Source organism: Candidatus Nitrotoga arctica (assembly GCF_918378365.1).
In the GTDB taxonomy this organism is placed as follows: Bacteria; Pseudomonadota; Gammaproteobacteria; order Burkholderiales; family Gallionellaceae; genus Nitrotoga; species Nitrotoga arctica.
Genome location: NZ_OU912926.1, coordinates 2,094,550 through 2,109,535, shown reverse-complemented (window position 1 = coordinate 2,109,535; position 14,986 = coordinate 2,094,550). Strand labels below are relative to the sequence as shown.

Below are 14,986 nucleotides of genomic sequence, written 5' to 3'. Positions count from 1 at the left end.
GCGTGTCTCTAGCCGAAATAACGCGAATTTTTTCATTCTGGCAGGGTATGTCAATGTAAAGCTACGAGTGGATTCATGTTGCCACCTCCTGATTACGTAGATATGCCGCGCAGCAGTCCAGCAAACCAGGCGCCGTTATTCTCTGATTCGTAGGAGTACGGCAGATTGCCCAGCACTACCATCACTGGTATTTCCTCCTTTACTTGGTTGGCGCTGCTAGCTTCTTCTGCCAGTCATTGGTAAACAGCGGCAGGCCGGTTATTTCGTACGCTTCTCCCAAGGTGTTGGTGAGAAAAAACGCGCAGTCGCTAGTTGACAGGCATTAGTTGGGCGTTGATGCTATGCTTTTATGATGACAACTTACCCCGCAATTCCCTCACTCTTACTAATTCCCGGCGAATCACAAGTGGACTACGCGGCGCTTTATGCAATAGCAACCGCATACGCACATTCTGGTTTACTAATTAGCAGCCATGGCAAAAAGACAGATCGTCCCGAGCTTTCTTTTCCTGCAATTGTGTGTTCCAGCTTTGCTATAGAGCTGTTTTTCAAGTTTTTCTTGATGTTGGAGAGAGCCGAGAGCGAAGAGCCTTCTTCAAAGCACAAGTCTGGACATCGCCTCGGGCACCTATGGGAAAAAATACCTCTAGAGCATCAGGCTCTTATTGCTGGGATGTTTCGCAACAAAACGGAGGTACCGTTGCTAGATGCCTCGGACAGACGAATTGAGTTGTTCGTGGAGGCGCTAGCGCACGTGGGAGACGCACCATTTGTAAAATGGCGCTACGTGCATGAGTTGGTGGATCCATCCCTTATGTCTCACGCTGCCATAACTGAAGTTCTTGATGCATTAGGTTATGCCGCGAACTATGTGATGAAGGAGAAGTCTGGCATGCATCGTCGACATGATACATCGATGCCAGAGGAAGCCATGATCGCACCAGATCAGCCAGACGAAGAACAACTCTTGCCGATCCGAGGGTCGGAGTATCTGCTACTTGGGCGTGACTCGGTACTGAGGCGGATTCCCGTCAATTTCGAGCGGAAGAAAGCATTCTTCTTGGACGGAATCCGACATGCCGTAGAGATATTGGATGTTACGTACAGTCGACTTAGAGATGCACTGACCCATTTGGCGCTGAATCCGCCTGCGTCAAATGATACCCCAGATGTTTTCGCTCACGTCTTTATTGATGCTTGGGGGTTCGTCGATGCTGTTGATCGTTTTAGCATGATGTATACACAGATGCCCGGCATTAAGTTTGGCAACACAAAGGGTGGTATTCCACCGCTACGCGAGTTCACCCAAGAATTCCGAAAGTTGCGGAATATTACCGACCATCTGGCTTCAAAGGCAGACTATGTGATTTCTCGAAACGGCGGGGCTTGGGGTGAGTTAACCTGGCTAACTGGTGCTCAGTTGCAGCCAGAGCTGATCGCATGGCACTGTACTCTCCGCCCTGGAACACTGCAAACGAAACCGTCGATGCAAACTGATCCTATTATGAGTACCCTAGACTGGCCTACAGATTCCATAAGGTTGTGTGCTGGGGAGTATGAAGGAAACCTGTCGGAAATACGAAAACACATCGCTGTGCGCATAAGACACCTAGAAGCCCAGTTGAAACCAGCGTTTCAACAGCCGGCTCAGGCACAGGTACCGATCATCAACGATGCGTATATGCGTCGTCAAGTCAAGAGGGTGGGGTAGTAAGTTACTGACTGATTGGCGCCGGCGCCAACACTTTTGCTGTATGGGCGCGGACAAGCGGCTCAATCTGCGGCCAGACGGTGCGCTGTGCCATGCGGATGTCGTAATCGCTTTGCAGATCGAGCCAGATTTCCGGGGATACGCCGAAATACTTGCCAAGGCGCAATGCAGTATCGGCAGTGATCGAGCGCTTGCCGTTCACAATTTCACTGATTCGATTGGGCGGCACACTTACATCCCTTGATAAGGCATTGATGCTGACGCCCATGGGCTTCATGAATTCTTCCAGCAAAATCTCGCCGGGGGGAATAGGGTCGAGTAATTTTTGAGTCATCGTATTTTCCTTTAGTGATAGTCCACAATTTCCACATCATAAATATCGCCGTCTGACCACTTAAAGTAGAGGTGCTATCGATCTATGCATGTATCTAGCCGAAACAACGCGAATTTTTCATTCTGGCAGGACATGTCACTGTAAGGCTAGGAGCAGATTCAAGTTGCCACGCCCTGATCACGCAGATATTCCTCATACGTACCATGATAGTCGGATACACCTTGTGGGGTGATTTCGAGAATGCGTGTAGCGAGTGAAGTTACAAATTCGCGGTCATGACTTACAAATATTAGTGTGCCTTTGTACTCAGTCAGCGCGGTGTTGAGCGACTCGATGGATTCCATGTCAAGGTGGTTGGTTGGCTCATCCATTAACAATACGTTGGGTCTTTGCAGCATGAGTTTGCCGAACATCATGCGTCCTTTTTCGCCACCGGACAGCACCTTTACACTTTTTTTGACATCGTCACCGGAGAACAGCAAACGTCCGAGAACGCTGCGTACCTTTTGGTCGTCATCTCCCTCGCGTCTCCAATAGGTCATCCAATCGGTAAGTACCTCATCTTTGGCGAAGTCATGTGCGTGATCTTGTGCGAAGTACCCGACGTTGGCCTTGTCTGTCCATTTAATGGTGCCGTTATCCACTTCAAGGCCGCCCGCCAGGCAGCGTAGTAATGTAGTTTTTCCAATACCGTTGGGGCCGATGATGGCGACGCGCTCACCGGCTTCAACACGGAAATTAAAATTAGAAAATAGCGGGCGATCAAAACCTTTGCTCATCTTTTGCACTTCCACCGCAATGCGATGTAGTTTCTCCCGCTCATCATAGTCAAAGCGGATGAAGGGGTACTGGCGGGTAGATGGCTTAATGTCTTCGATTTTTATTTTGTCAATCTGTTTCGCTCTGGATTGTGCCTGGGTTGATTTTGATGCATTAGCCGAGAAGCGTGCCACGAAAGCTTTTAGTTCCGCGACCTTTTCCTTGGCGCGGGCGTTGTCGGTGGCGAGCTGCGTGCGTACGGTCAAGGAGGCAAGCATGTAATTGTCATAATTGCCGGGGAAAGTGGTGATTTTGCCGTAGTCCAGATCGGACATATGGGTACACACGCTGTTCAGGAAGTGGCGATCATGCGAAATGATCACCATGGTGCTTTTACGGGCGTTCAGTAAGTCTTCCAGCCACCGTATGGTGTTGATGTCGAGGTTGTTGGTCGGTTCGTCCAGCAACAAAATTTCAGGATCGGCAAACAGTGCTTGAGCTAACAGCACACGTAATTTAAAACCCGGTGCTATCGCACGCATCGGCCCATTGTGCAGCTCCTGGGGGATTCCCACACCGTTCAGTAATTCGCCCGCGCGTGCTTCGGCCGTGTAGCCATCGAATTCGGCAAATTTTGCCTCAAGGTTGGCGGCGTGCATGTAATCTTCTTCGCTGGCATCCGGGTTGGCATAGATTGCATCGCGCTCCACCATGACTTCCCACATTTCGGCGTGCCCCATCATCACTACTTCTGATACGGTATTGTCCTCAAAGGCGAATTGGTCCTGACGCAGCTTGCCGAGGCGTTCACCCTTGTCCAGCATTACATTACCGGAAGTTTGCGCCAAATCTCCGCCCAAAATTTTCATGAAGGTGGATTTGCCGCAGCCATTTGCACCAATCAGGCCATAGCGATTGCCATCGCCGAATTTTACAGAAACGTTTTCGAACAGCGGCTTGGCGCCGAATTGCATAGTGATATTAGCGGTAGATAACATGGCGTACTCAAAAAATTAAGGCGCACATTCTACCATGTGTGCGGCTCACACCGGTCAGGGCGGCTGGGCTACAATGCCCGCTTTGCATTTCTTCTTAATAGTCCATATATAAAGACACTATGATTCCACATCTTACTACCGCCTTAAATGGTCCACTGCTTGATCTTGAGCGGCGGATGCTCGACGCACAGCCCACTATCGAGCATTGGTTTCGCTCGCAATGGGCAGAGCGCACCATTCCGTTTTACACCTCGGTGGATTTGCGCAATAGTGGTTTCAAGCTGGCACCAGTGGATACTAATTTGTTCCCGGGCGGCTTTAACAATCTTAATCCAGATTTTTTGCCGTTGTGTGTACAAGCTGCACAAAGCGCAATTGAAAAAATTTGCCCGGAAGCTCGTGGTGTTTTACTGATCCCTGAGAATCACACACGTAACACGTTTTACCTGCAAAACGTGGCCCAGCTCGCCCTGATTCTTAAACGGGCAGGTATGAATGTGCGTATTGGCAGCATGTTGCCGGAAATTACTCAGCCCACCAAACTGGCATTGCCCAATGGCAGCGCACTCACGCTGGAACCTTTGCAGCGTAAAGGGAATCGCTTGGTACTGGACAAATTCGACCCCTGCGTGGTGCTGCTCAATAATGATCTTTCCGCTGGCGTGCCGGACATATTGAAGGATTTGGAACAGACCACGCTTCCTCCGCTAGCGGCGGGTTGGACCACGCGGCGGAAATCGCAACATTTCAGCGCTTATGACCGTGTTGCGGCCGAGTTTGCCAAGCTACTCGACATAGATCCATGGCTGATTAACCCCTATTTTGCTAGCTGCGGTCAGGTTGATTTTAAGCAGAGTTCCAGTGAGGAGTGTTTGGCCATGCATGTGGACAGCATTCTGCAGAAGATGCGAGTGAAGTATGCTGAATATGGCGTCAAGGAAGCTCCATTTGTTATCGTCAAGGCCGATGCTGGCACTTATGGTATGGGTATCATGACGGTGAAGGACGCCAGCGAAGTGCGGAGCCTCAACCGCAAACAACGCAACAAAATGGCCGTGGTAAAAGAAGGTATGCATGTCTCCGATGTGCTGGTGCAGGAGGGCGTATATACCTTTGAGAGCATAAATGATGCAGTTGCCGAGCCGGTGGTATATATGGTCGATCATTTCGTAGTGGGCGGTTTTTATCGCGTACATACCGGGCGCGCTGTGGATGAGAATCTCAATGCACCGGGCATGCATTTTGTTCCGCTGGCGTTCGATACCAGCTGTATTTTGCCTAATCCGGATTGTGCTCCGGACGACACGCCGAACCGTTTCTATGCCTACGCTGTCGTGGCTAGAATTGCACTGTTGGCGGCGGCGTTAGAGCTAGAAGAAATGGAAGCGTGATTCAAGTTTGCTGATTATTTTCTCTTGTTTTATGTTTATCGTTTAGGAGTTATTTGAAGTGGTCGGAATTTTATTGATAACCCACAATGGTCTCGGTGCTAGCCTGGTGGATTGCGTACGGCATGTCATGGGCGATGTGTCGCTTAATTTGAAGGTATTGTCGGTTCTGGCAGATGACGACCCTCAGCGTAAAGAAGAGGAGGGACGGGAACTCATAGCGCAATTGGATACTGGAGAAGGAGTGTTGGTGTTATCCGACCTAATTGGCGCGACGCCATGCAACATCGGGCGGCGGCTGTTTCAGCCTGGTCGAGCAGTAGGTGTGGCGGGAGTAAACCTGCCTATGCTGTTGCGCGCAGTTTGTTATAGCCACAAACCGCTGGCCGAAGTCGCTCAGAAGGCGTTGGAAGGCGGGCGCGAATGTATTGTTTTAATGGATACGGATGAGGGATGTAATGTTGAACCAAGATGCACTAATCATTAACAAGCTGGGGCTACATGCGCGTGCCTCGTCCAAGCTGACTCAGCTTGCCTCAAAGTTTCCCTGTGAGGTTTGGATGACACGTGCAGGTCGGCGCGTGAATGCAAAAAGTATTATGGGTGTAATGATGCTGGCCGCTGCCAAAGGGAGCACCATTAACATTGAAACCAGCGGCGAAAAGGAGAGGGAGGCGATGGATGCAATCGTTGCCCTGATTAATGATTATTTCGGAGAAGGTGAATGAGTTTTACCCTGCATGGCATTCCAGTCTCCAGTGGTATTGCCATCGGCCATGCTCATCTTCTTTCGCACACGGTGTTAGAAGTCGTGCACTATGTGATGCCCAAGTATCTGGTGCATGAAGAAGTTGCGCGCTTCGACGCTGCGATGGAAAGCACGCGCCAAGAACTAGCCGGATTGCGCAGCAATCGTCCGCTGCATGCAGCTGCCGAGTTCGATGCTTTTCTCGATCTGCATTTGATGATCTTGGCTGATGAGCATATCGACCAGGCATCGCGCAAAATGATAGAGCGTGAACAATGCAATGCAGAATGGGCGCTCAAGATACAGATGGATGCTCTGGTAGCTCAATTCGAGGCGTTTGACGATGTCTATCTGCGTGAACGTAAAACTGACGTAGTGCAGGTAGTAGAGCGCGTGCTTAAGAAGCTTACCGGCCAGCCGGGCTACCTCCCGCCTGCCACCATGCCTGGCGTGAAAATGATTTTGGTAGCGCACGATATTAGTCCGGCTGATTTGATCCAACTCAAGCCGCACCAATTTTCCGCCATCCTTACTGATTTGGGCGGTGCCACCTCGCACACCGCCATCATAGCGCGTGGTCTGAGTACGCCCTGTGTGGTGGGTTTGCATCGTGCGCGCCAGTTGATGCGTGAGAACGATCTGCTTATCGTGGATGGTGGGCAAGGTGTTGTTATTGTTAACCCGGATGAACAAGTTCTTGTCCAATACAAACTGTTTCAGAACCAATGGGAAGAAAAACGGAAAAAACTGAAGTGCCTCAAATCCACGCCTGCCAATACACTGGACGGCACCGCTATTGAGCTGCACGCGAATATTGAGCTTCCACACGACTTGGCGGAAGTTTATGAAAATGGCGCCACCGGTATAGGCTTATTCCGCAGCGAATTTTTGTTCCTTAATCGTGATGTCCTGCCGGATGAAGAAGAACAATTTGTAGCTTACCGCACTGTGGCAGAAGGAATGAAAGGACTGCCTGTAACCATTCGTACCTTTGATCTTGGTGCGGACAAACAACTTAATGGTGCCCAACGTGTTGCCAGCAACCCCGCATTAGGGTTGCGCGCTATCCGGCTGTGCCTGGTTGAGCCGCAATTGTTTCGTACTCAATTACGTGCCTTGCTACGCGCTTCGCACTATGGCAACGTAAAAATACTGATACCCATGCTTTCCGGTGTGTCGGAGATCAACCAGACGCTGCAATTCATCGTTCATGCCAAGCAAGGCCTGGATGATGAGGGCATCCCTTATAATCGTGAAATACAAATTGGCGGCATGATAGAAATTCCTGCAGCCGCTCTGGTGCTCGACGTATTTATCAAGAAACTGGATTTCCTCTCCATCGGTACCAACGACTTGATCCAGTATACGCTGGCAATAGACCGCACGGATGAAGAGGTGGCCCACCTGTATGATCCGCTCCATCCCGCTGTTTTATACTTGCTGGCGCATGTCATTGGTAACGCCAATAAGGCTGGCATTCCGATTTCGGTATGTGGAGAAATGGCCGGTAATGCCGACTACGCTCGCCTGCTGCTCGGTCTCGGCTTGCGTCAATTTTCCATGAATTCAGCGCAGCTGCTCAGTGTGAAACAGTGTGTACTTAACACAAGCCTGCCAGAGCTTGTTACGCTGACGCAAAGAATATTGCGTGCTAATGATCCGCTAAAAATACGTGAGTTGCTGGAAAAATTGAACGCTGATTAATGAGTTGGGCAAGAAATAATCAATCATTAACTTCTTCAGCTTGAAGCGGTGCCACACCAGCACGAATCACCGCTTCATCAAGAGCGGGAGAACACAGCTCGATGAAACGGTATGCAAAGTTGCGCAGATAGTGTCCGTGCCGCAAAGCGATATAAGTGGTGTTCTTGCCAAACAAGTGTGAGCTGTCGAGCAAACGGAGCTCGGTATCCTTGGATGGATTGAATGCCATTGAGGCAATGATCCCAATGCCCAGTCCTAGTTCTACATACGTCTTGATTACGTCCGCATCGAGCGCGGACATGACAATGTCGGGCTCCAGCCCCGCCGCAGCGAAGGACTGGTCAATTCCGGCCCGTCCAGTTAGGCCATCGTGGTAGGTGACGATGGGATAATCCGCAACCGCTTCCAACGAGATCGGATGAACACTTTCTAACGGATGACCGGCAGGTACAATTACCGCGTGGTGCCAGGAATAATAAGGAAATATATCGAGTCCGGTAACATCGGAAAGTGCTTCAGTGGCCACGCCAATGTCTGCCTGGCCGTCCAGCAGCATGGAAACTATTTCATTAGGGCTGGCCTGGTGCAATTTTAGATGCACTTTGGGGAATGCTTTCTTGAATTCCGTCACCACTCGAGGCAAGGCGTAGCGTGCTTGGGTATGCGTGGCAACCAAGGTAAGGCGGCCTACATCACGTCCGCTATATTGGTTAGCCAAATTAGTTATGTTGTTCGCATCCAATAGAATACGATTAACTATTCCCACAAGTTCACGTCCAGGTTCGGTCAATCCCAGCAGTCGTTTGCCTTTGCGCACGAATAACTCAATCCCCAGTTCATCCTCCAAATCCTTGATGTGCTTGGAGACGCCAGATTGTGAGGTGAATAGCGCGTTAGCCGCCTCGGTGAGATTGAAATTGTTTGCGACCGTTTCACGGATGATGCGCAATTGTTGAAAGTTCATGACTTCCTCCGTTATGCTTCGAACAGCTTAATCTGGCGGGGCCGGATGAACACTTCGTCACCTACGGCTACCGGGGTGAGGTTGAAACGTTCGCGACTTAGCTCGATCTCTACCACTTCACCGTCTTGCCCGATTGCTGCTTCCAGTCGTACCACCGACCCGATGGCACGCACTTGCTTCACCACTACCGGCAGGGAAGATTGCTGCGGTATCAGACTAATGTCAATGTCATGCGGACGTACGTAGGCTACGGCATCGCCTTGTTGTTGCGTCCAAAGGGCATGAGTCCGGCTGTGAAATAAATTTACATTGCCGATGAATTGATACACGAAAGGTGAGGCAGGGTTGGCATATACGTCATCTGGTGAACCCACTTGTTCAATGTTGCCTTTGTTCATTACCACGATGCGGTCTGCCACTTCCAGCGCTTCTTCCTGATCGTGAGTGACGAACACACTGGTTACATGAAGTTCGTCATGCAAGCGACGCAACCAGCGGCGTAGTTCTTTGCGGACCTTGGTATCCAGCGCGCCGAATGGTTCATCCAGCAGCAAAATTTGTGGTTCAACTGCTAATGCGCGTGCCAAAGCGATGCGCTGTCGCTGGCCTCCGGAAAGCTGTGCCGGATAGCGATCCGCCAGCCAATCGAGTTGCACCAGTTGCAATAGCTCATGTACGCGGCGCTTGATCTCGGTTTCGTTGTGGCGATCTTTTTTTGGTTTTACGCGGAGACCGAATGCAACATTTTCGAACACTGTCATGTGACGAAACAGTGCGTAATGCTGAAACACGAAACCGACATTGCGCTCACGCGCATCGCGCTGTTCAACGTCTTTGCCATGAAAAAATATTTTGCCGGAATTCTGTACATCCAGTCCGCCGATAATGCGCAGCAATGATGTTTTGCCACATCCAGAAGGGCCCAGTAGCGCAAGCAATTCGCCGCTATTTACTTCGAGATTGATGTTGTTTAGCGCGGTAAAATTGCCGAACTGCTTATTCAAATTTTGAATAGTGATGCTCATTCCGTTTCTCCATGAGGAAGTCTGTCGCCATTGCTCTTGACCTTAAATTCGACGATCGACTTGGCGAGCAACGTAACCAAAGCTAATAAGGCCAGCAGTGAGGCCACGCTGAAAGCTGCAACAAAATTGTATTCGTTGTAAAGAATCTCTACGTGCAGCGGTATGGTGTTGGTCATACCTCGAATGTGCCCGGACACCACTGACACCGCGCCGAATTCACCCATCGCACGGGCATTACAAAGAATCACACCATACAGCAGACCCCATTTGATGTTGGGCACGGTGACGCGCCAAAAGGTTTGCCAGCCAGAAGCGCCGAGCGATACCGCCGCTTCTTCTTCCTCTTTGCCTTGTGCCTGCATCAACGGAATTAACTCACGTGCAATGAATGGAAAGGTAACAAAAATAGTGACCAAAACAATACCCGGCACAGCAAAAATAAGTTTGATATCATGTTCTTGCAGCCACGGCCCGAACCAGCCCTGCGCGCCGAACAGTAGTACATAGATCAGGCCGGACACTACCGGGCTGACGGCAAACGGTAGATCAATCAGTGTGATCAATACACTTTTTCCACGAAATTCGAATTTGGCAATAGCCCAAGCCGCTGCGACACCAAACACCAGGTTGGCTGGCACCGCAATAGCCGCTGCAATCAAGGTTAATTCGATAGCCGACCACGCATCAGGGTCTTGCAATGCTGCCCAGTAAAGAGACCAGCCTTTGCCCAGTGCTTCGTAGAACACAGCAAATAACGGTATGCCGAGAAAAAGCAACAGATATGACAGCGCAACAGTGATGAGTACCAGCGTTACCGCTTTGGATTCATGCGTGGCGATTTTTCGATTATTGATCAATTGTTGGGGTAAAGACATTATCTAATTTCCCGGCGGTTGCTCCACCACTGCAAGCCATTGATAGCCAATAACAGGGCGAATGAAATTATCAACATGACCAAGGCAATTGCCGTGGCACCCGCATAATCGTATTGCTCCAGTTTGGAGACGATTAGCAATGGCGCGATTTCTGAAATGAACGGCATGTTGCCCGCGATGAAAATGACTGAGCCGTATTCACCAATCGAGCGTGCGAAAGCTAATGCGAAACCCGTCAACAAAGCTGGATATATTGAAGGAAAAATAACCCGACGAAATACATCCCAACGACTTGCACCCAAGCTCGCGGCTGCCTCTTCTATTTCGGCCTCAACATCAGCCAGTACTGGCTGTACCGTACGTACCACGAAGGGCAAGCCGATGAAAGTGAGCGCCACCACTATGCCGAGCGGGGTATACGCTATTTTGATGTCATGCTCGGCAAAGTAGTGGCCGATCCAGCCATTAGGTGCATACAGCATGGCTAGAGTGATGCCCGCTACGGCGGTAGGCAAGGCGAATGGCAAATCCACCAACGCATCCACTAAACGCTTGCCGGGGAAGGTATAGCGCACCAGTACCCATGCGACTACCAGACCAAAGATGGCATTCAGTACCGCAGCAGCAAAGGAAGCTACAAATGTGACACGCAGCGAGGCTAGCACCCGCTCGCCTGTGGCCACCTCCCAAAAACCGCCCCAGCCTAGTGTCGCTGTTTTGAAGAACAGCGAAGATAGCGGAATTAGTACGATCAACGAGAGATACAAAAGCGTGAAGCCAAGTGCCAGATTGAATCCCGGCAACACGCTGTGCGCTTTAAATGACGCCATCAAATTATCCTTAAATCAAATCAGTCGTGCAGTGTATAGACGCCAAGAACATAGTAAAAATCATAAATTCAGCTTTGCTTATCTTATTTGGGAATAAGCACGATATGCAGAGATGCAATACTTAACAGAATGTAAAGGAGTCAAAGACATAATTCCTTTTAATTTTCATTAAAGCTTGCTATTTTGTTCGACTATAAATAGAATGATTCTCATTATCAAATAATGATGGGCAGATATGAATATTCCTCCAATGCCAGAAATAGCAACCAAAGAATTAATGAATTCAGACAGTGAGAAATTTAACGAACTTGTTGTTGATTGGAATGAATGGTTTCGGAAATTTATTCTGGAATTAAATATGGCTGGGAACGCGCCGGAGCAACCAATATCTTGGCTTGTGCATCCATGCGTACAGCCGCCTCGTCAAATAACCTGAGTACAATGTAATGTGATTGTGCCCGAGCTTCACTCCTATCATCCTTGAAGCATACGCGCGTAAAGGTGATTAGCAGCAGCCCTGTAAGCAGCATATACTAGACCTAGCCGGATGAGCTGATATAGGCATGGTGCATCATTGATAGGTTGCTTGAGATAGTGGCAAACCTTCAACAAAATAAAAATGAATAAGGAAAAATATCATGTCACCAGGAATCAAAATAATGTCATTGCAAGCCGTAGCAATCGTCGTGCTAGTGACACTTGTCTATATAGCATTCACAAGTCCTGCGAATGCAGCAGCTGAGACAAAAGATAGCCAGACCGGGCGGCATATGAGCAATCTTAGTAAAAATAAGAGCGAGCAGAGTTATTCGTCCAACGGATATGGAAGGCATGGCGGGAGTCAATCACCAACAAAAATTACTGATCCTTACTCACCTTATGGCAATCCTTACGGTAACGCATCAACTAACAATTCTTCTGCCTTACAGGTACCTGCTAATAATAAGTCAAAATGAACTGTCAACGTTTGAACAGGAGATGTAATGTCGCTTGAATTTATGCTTCAAGAAATGTTGCAACAAATTCGAGTTCGGGGTGGTGCAGAAACACATGTCGACGCATATTTGACCGAATGGCGTAGCGCTATTAAGAATTTTGGGGAGCCTTTACCATGTCCCATTTGTTTTTTGAAAGGCGCGATTCAACGCCTAAATCATCTTGATGACGAAAAGGGCGTGGGTAAAGTCAGATGCACACGTTGTCGTAAGTATTTTGTGTTTATAAACACAATGTGACGATCCACAAGTAATTTGGCAAACCTCGTTTACTCTCATTAAAGCTTGCAATTTACTTCATCGTTGCTTAAGAAATAGAAGCCCAGTCAATCTTCACGAAAACTTGAAGCCATTTTCATCTATTATTAGAATCATTCATCTTTCAAATAAAGAGGCATTTTATGAAAGACTGGATCCCGGTATTTTTTGCGATATGCTCGGTTATCATTATCTTTGCACTGGTAATAGTTACTGTGGCTAGGCTTACCAATTAATCTTTGTGGGTTAAATTCCCCGCCGCTTTGCGGGGTAAGCATTTCGAATGAGCGAACAGTTGTGGGATGGTGAATCTGGACGGAAGGTTTTTTTTGCAAAACCGGTTGGGTACATGGAGAAGCTATGATAGGCAAGTACGTCAAGAATCAAGGCGATGAGTATCATAAATTGCCCTCGAACCATCAGCTTGCGCTGTTTTGAGATATGTGCGAACTGCTCGGCATGAACTGCAATGTTCCCACTGATATTTGTTTTTCCTTTACTGGCTTCCAGAAACGGGGCGGAGAAACGAGCATACATGCTGATGGTTGGGGCATCGCTTTTTTCGAGGGCAAGGGCGTGCGGCTATTTTTAGATCCAAAACCTTCAGCCCAATCGCCTATCGCTGAACTGGTGCGCAACTATCCTATCCAATCCCTTAACGTCATTGCGCATATTCGTAAGGCGACACAAGGCTTGGTGTCGTTAGAAAACACCCATCCGTTTGTGCGCGAGCTGTGGGGCCAGTACTGGGTTTTTGCGCACAACGGTAATCTGCCGCAATTCCAGCCTGAGTTATATGGTGCTTTTCTTCCTGTGGGAAATACTGATAGTGAACGTATTTTTTGCTGGTTGCTGCAAAGTCTGAGAATTCGTTTTAATGACACACCGCCAGCGCGTGACGTTCTGTTTGCCGCACTGCATGAGCTAACCGACCAGCTTGCTGGCATGGGCATCTTTAACTATCTATTGTCTAATGGCGAATGCCTTTTCGCGCATTGCTCTACTGAATTAAACTACCTGATCCGCCATAGCCCATTCAATGTGGCGCATCTTAAGGATGAGGATATGACAGTTGATTTCAGCCACGTGACCACGCCTAATGATCGCGTGGCTATTATCGCTACCGTGCCGTTGACCGATAACGAGCCTTGGCAAGCCATGGTGCCGGGCACATTGTGGATGTTCCATGAGGGTGAGGCTGTCGCACAACTTGCCACGACTCCCAGCCCAATAAAATCGCTGGCCGAAGATTTGCGTACCACGAATTAATCGAGGGGTTAATCGAGAAAATTTTCCGGAGCGTAGGCAAGCATTCCGAATGCCTGCGCGACCGCGTGATGAGTTATTTTCCCATTCACGATATTGAGTCCTTTGCGCAACGCAGAGTTATCCTTAAGTGCCTGCTTCCAGCCCTTATTTGCCAATTGCAGCACATAAGGCAAAGTTGCATTAGTTAGCGCCAGCGTGGAGGTGCGAGGTACTGCGCCGGGCATGTTCGCCACAGCATAATGAATGACTCCCTCGACCACATAAATCGGGTTCTCGTGCGTGGTGGGATGGGTTGTTTCAATGCAGCCACCTTGATCCACTGCAACATCCACGATCACCGAGCCTTGGCGCATGGTCTTGAGATCCTCGTAGCGTATCAGCTTGGGTGCAATTGCTCCGGTGATCAACACCCCGCCAATGACAAGGTCGGCGCTGGCAATTTGTTCCAGCAGATTGTGTCGATTGGAAAAAACCAACTGTACGTTAGCTGGCATGACATCGCTCAGGTAGCGTAGCCGCTCTAGTGAAAGGTCAAGGATGGTGACACTTGCGCCCAGACCTGCTGCCATCTTGGCGGCATTCATGCCCACTACGCCGCCGCCGAGGATGACAACATGTGCGGGTGGCACACCGGGGACACCCCCTAACAAAACGCCCCGTCCACCATATGGTTTTTCGAGATATTTGGCCCCTTCATGTACGGCCATGCGTCCGGCGACTTCAGACATGGGTGTCAGCAGTGGCAATTCGCGTGAGGGCAATTCAATCGTTTCATAAGCGATGCAGGTTGCACCAGAATCCAGATGTGCTTGGGTTAATTTTTCATTTGCGGAAAAATGAAAATAGGTGAACAGTGTTTGACCAGGCTTGATGTGCTGCCACTCTGACTCAATCGGCTCTTTAACTTTAACTATTAGATCGGCATCCTTCCATATTGTATTGGCATCGGAGACGATACGTGCCCCTACCGCAAGATACTGCTCGTCCCTGAAGCCACTACCAAATCCTGCATCTGCCTCGACCAGCACAGAATGCCCGGCCGCAATAAGCGATTCTGCACCGGATGGAACCAGTGCGACACGGCTTTCGTTAGCTTTGATTTCTTTTGGTATTCCGATTTTCATATGA

The 14,986-nt window shown here is 49.3% G+C and carries 16 protein-coding genes; 8 read left to right on the top strand and 8 right to left on the bottom strand.

Features of this window, described 5'->3' with window-relative positions:
- Positions 1-349: 349 nt before the first annotated feature.
- Positions 350-1,711: a hypothetical protein gene (locus MKZ32_RS09630; RefSeq protein ID WP_239797072.1), complete on the top strand. Its 1,362-nt coding sequence runs from the start codon at positions 350-352 to the stop codon at positions 1,709-1,711.
- A 4-nt stretch (positions 1,712-1,715) separates the two neighbouring features.
- On the opposite strand, the gene MKZ32_RS09625 is transcribed toward MKZ32_RS09630, so the two are convergent.
- Both MKZ32_RS09625 and MKZ32_RS09620 read right to left on the bottom strand, forming a co-directional pair.
- Positions 1,716-2,045 carry a HigA family addiction module antitoxin gene (locus MKZ32_RS09625; protein ID WP_239797071.1) on the bottom strand — a complete coding sequence of 110 codons (330 nt, stop codon included), beginning with the start codon at positions 2,043-2,045 and terminating at the stop codon, positions 1,716-1,718.
- Positions 2,046-2,203: 158 nt separating this feature from the next.
- On the bottom strand, positions 2,204-3,802 hold the full coding sequence (locus tag MKZ32_RS09620) for an ABC-F family ATPase (protein ID WP_239797070.1): 1,599 nt from the start codon (positions 3,800-3,802) through the stop codon (positions 2,204-2,206).
- A 119-nt stretch (positions 3,803-3,921) separates the two neighbouring features.
- Here MKZ32_RS09620 and gshA point away from each other — a divergent pair, with 119 nt between their 5' ends.
- The 4 genes from gshA to ptsP are packed head-to-tail and all read left to right on the top strand — an operon-like array spanning position 3,922 to position 7,642.
- Positions 3,922-5,193: a glutamate--cysteine ligase gene (gshA, locus tag MKZ32_RS09615; RefSeq protein ID WP_239797069.1), complete on the top strand. Its 1,272-nt coding sequence runs from the start codon at positions 3,922-3,924 to the stop codon at positions 5,191-5,193.
- Between the two features lie 58 nt (positions 5,194-5,251).
- Entirely contained in the window at positions 5,252-5,677 is a 426-nt protein-coding gene (locus MKZ32_RS09610; protein WP_239797068.1) for a PTS sugar transporter subunit IIA, read from the top strand.
- Positions 5,649-5,918, top strand: a complete 270-nt coding sequence (locus MKZ32_RS09605; RefSeq protein WP_239797067.1) for an HPr family phosphocarrier protein — start codon at positions 5,649-5,651, stop codon at positions 5,916-5,918. The genes MKZ32_RS09610 and MKZ32_RS09605 overlap by 29 nt, the downstream gene beginning before the upstream one ends.
- The gene (gene ptsP, locus MKZ32_RS09600) at positions 5,915-7,642 is read left to right on the top strand and encodes a phosphoenolpyruvate--protein phosphotransferase (RefSeq protein ID WP_239797066.1); all 1,728 of its coding nucleotides are present in this window, start codon (positions 5,915-5,917) and stop codon (positions 7,640-7,642) included. Before MKZ32_RS09605 ends, ptsP begins: the two co-directional genes overlap by 4 nt.
- Before the next feature lie 19 nt (positions 7,643-7,661).
- On the opposite strand, the gene MKZ32_RS09595 is transcribed toward ptsP, so the two are convergent.
- The 5 genes from MKZ32_RS09595 to MKZ32_RS09575 all read right to left on the bottom strand — a co-directional run bounded on the left by MKZ32_RS09595 (position 7,662) and on the right by MKZ32_RS09575 (position 11,866).
- Positions 7,662-8,606 (bottom strand): CysB family HTH-type transcriptional regulator, encoded by a 945-nt coding sequence (locus tag MKZ32_RS09595; protein WP_239797065.1) that lies wholly within the window; start codon positions 8,604-8,606, stop codon positions 7,662-7,664.
- A gap of 11 nt (positions 8,607-8,617) precedes the next feature.
- The gene (locus tag MKZ32_RS09590) at positions 8,618-9,631 is read right to left on the bottom strand and encodes a sulfate/molybdate ABC transporter ATP-binding protein (RefSeq protein WP_239797064.1); all 1,014 of its coding nucleotides are present in this window, start codon (positions 9,629-9,631) and stop codon (positions 8,618-8,620) included.
- Positions 9,628-10,506 (bottom strand): sulfate ABC transporter permease subunit CysW, encoded by an 879-nt coding sequence (cysW, locus tag MKZ32_RS09585; RefSeq protein WP_239797063.1) that lies wholly within the window; start codon positions 10,504-10,506, stop codon positions 9,628-9,630. Before cysW ends, MKZ32_RS09590 begins: the two co-directional genes overlap by 4 nt.
- The gene (cysT, locus tag MKZ32_RS09580; protein ID WP_239797062.1) at positions 10,506-11,336 is read right to left on the bottom strand and encodes a sulfate ABC transporter permease subunit CysT; all 831 of its coding nucleotides are present in this window, start codon (positions 11,334-11,336) and stop codon (positions 10,506-10,508) included. Before cysT ends, cysW begins: the two co-directional genes overlap by 1 nt.
- 341 nt (positions 11,337-11,677) lie before the next feature.
- The gene (locus tag MKZ32_RS09575) at positions 11,678-11,866 is read right to left on the bottom strand and encodes a hypothetical protein (RefSeq protein ID WP_239797061.1); all 189 of its coding nucleotides are present in this window, start codon (positions 11,864-11,866) and stop codon (positions 11,678-11,680) included.
- 108 nt (positions 11,867-11,974) lie between these two features.
- Between MKZ32_RS09575 and MKZ32_RS09570 the strand changes: the two genes are divergently transcribed.
- The 3 genes from MKZ32_RS09570 to MKZ32_RS09560 all read left to right on the top strand — a co-directional run bounded on the left by MKZ32_RS09570 (position 11,975) and on the right by MKZ32_RS09560 (position 13,858).
- Positions 11,975-12,292, top strand: a complete 318-nt coding sequence (locus MKZ32_RS09570) for a hypothetical protein (RefSeq protein WP_239797060.1) — start codon at positions 11,975-11,977, stop codon at positions 12,290-12,292.
- Between the two features lie 27 nt (positions 12,293-12,319).
- The gene (locus MKZ32_RS09565) at positions 12,320-12,571 is read left to right on the top strand and encodes a hypothetical protein (protein ID WP_239797059.1); all 252 of its coding nucleotides are present in this window, start codon (positions 12,320-12,322) and stop codon (positions 12,569-12,571) included.
- A gap of 459 nt (positions 12,572-13,030) precedes the next feature.
- Positions 13,031-13,858 carry a class II glutamine amidotransferase gene (locus tag MKZ32_RS09560; protein WP_239797058.1) on the top strand — a complete coding sequence of 276 codons (828 nt, stop codon included), beginning with the start codon at positions 13,031-13,033 and terminating at the stop codon, positions 13,856-13,858.
- Positions 13,859-13,866: 8 nt separating this feature from the next.
- Here MKZ32_RS09560 and ald read toward each other — a convergent pair whose 3' ends face one another.
- Positions 13,867-14,982, bottom strand: coding sequence for an alanine dehydrogenase (gene ald, locus MKZ32_RS09555; protein ID WP_239797057.1), 1,116 nt, complete (start codon positions 14,980-14,982; stop codon positions 13,867-13,869).
- Positions 14,983-14,986 lie beyond the last annotated feature (4 nt).

What these genes read in the sequence shown, in the direction of transcription:
- MKZ32_RS09575 (WP_239797061.1), bottom strand. Translation starts at nt 11,866, where the DNA reads ATGCTGCTTACAGGGCTGCTGCTAATCACCTTTACGCGCGTATGCTTC.
- MKZ32_RS09595 (WP_239797065.1), bottom strand. Translation starts at nt 8,606, where the DNA reads ATGAACTTTCAACAATTGCGCATCATCCGTGAAACGGTCGCAAACAAT.
- ptsP (WP_239797066.1), top strand. Translation starts at nt 5,915, where the DNA reads ATGAGTTTTACCCTGCATGGCATTCCAGTCTCCAGTGGTATTGCCATC.
- cysT (WP_239797062.1), bottom strand. Translation starts at nt 11,336, where the DNA reads ATGGCGTCATTTAAAGCGCACAGCGTGTTGCCGGGATTCAATCTGGCA.
- MKZ32_RS09625 (WP_239797071.1), bottom strand. Translation starts at nt 2,045, where the DNA reads ATGACTCAAAAATTACTCGACCCTATTCCCCCCGGCGAGATTTTGCTG.
- cysW (WP_239797063.1), bottom strand. Translation starts at nt 10,506, where the DNA reads ATGTCTTTACCCCAACAATTGATCAATAATCGAAAAATCGCCACGCAT.
- gshA (WP_239797069.1), top strand. Translation starts at nt 3,922, where the DNA reads ATGATTCCACATCTTACTACCGCCTTAAATGGTCCACTGCTTGATCTT.
- MKZ32_RS09620 (WP_239797070.1), bottom strand. Translation starts at nt 3,802, where the DNA reads ATGTTATCTACCGCTAATATCACTATGCAATTCGGCGCCAAGCCGCTG.
- MKZ32_RS09630 (WP_239797072.1), top strand. Translation starts at nt 350, where the DNA reads ATGATGACAACTTACCCCGCAATTCCCTCACTCTTACTAATTCCCGGC.
- MKZ32_RS09570 (WP_239797060.1), top strand. Translation starts at nt 11,975, where the DNA reads ATGTCACCAGGAATCAAAATAATGTCATTGCAAGCCGTAGCAATCGTC.
- MKZ32_RS09560 (WP_239797058.1), top strand. Translation starts at nt 13,031, where the DNA reads ATGTGCGAACTGCTCGGCATGAACTGCAATGTTCCCACTGATATTTGT.
- MKZ32_RS09605 (WP_239797067.1), top strand. Translation starts at nt 5,649, where the DNA reads ATGTTGAACCAAGATGCACTAATCATTAACAAGCTGGGGCTACATGCG.
- MKZ32_RS09565 (WP_239797059.1), top strand. Translation starts at nt 12,320, where the DNA reads ATGTCGCTTGAATTTATGCTTCAAGAAATGTTGCAACAAATTCGAGTT.
- MKZ32_RS09590 (WP_239797064.1), bottom strand. Translation starts at nt 9,631, where the DNA reads ATGAGCATCACTATTCAAAATTTGAATAAGCAGTTCGGCAATTTTACC.
- ald (WP_239797057.1), bottom strand. Translation starts at nt 14,982, where the DNA reads ATGAAAATCGGAATACCAAAAGAAATCAAAGCTAACGAAAGCCGTGTC.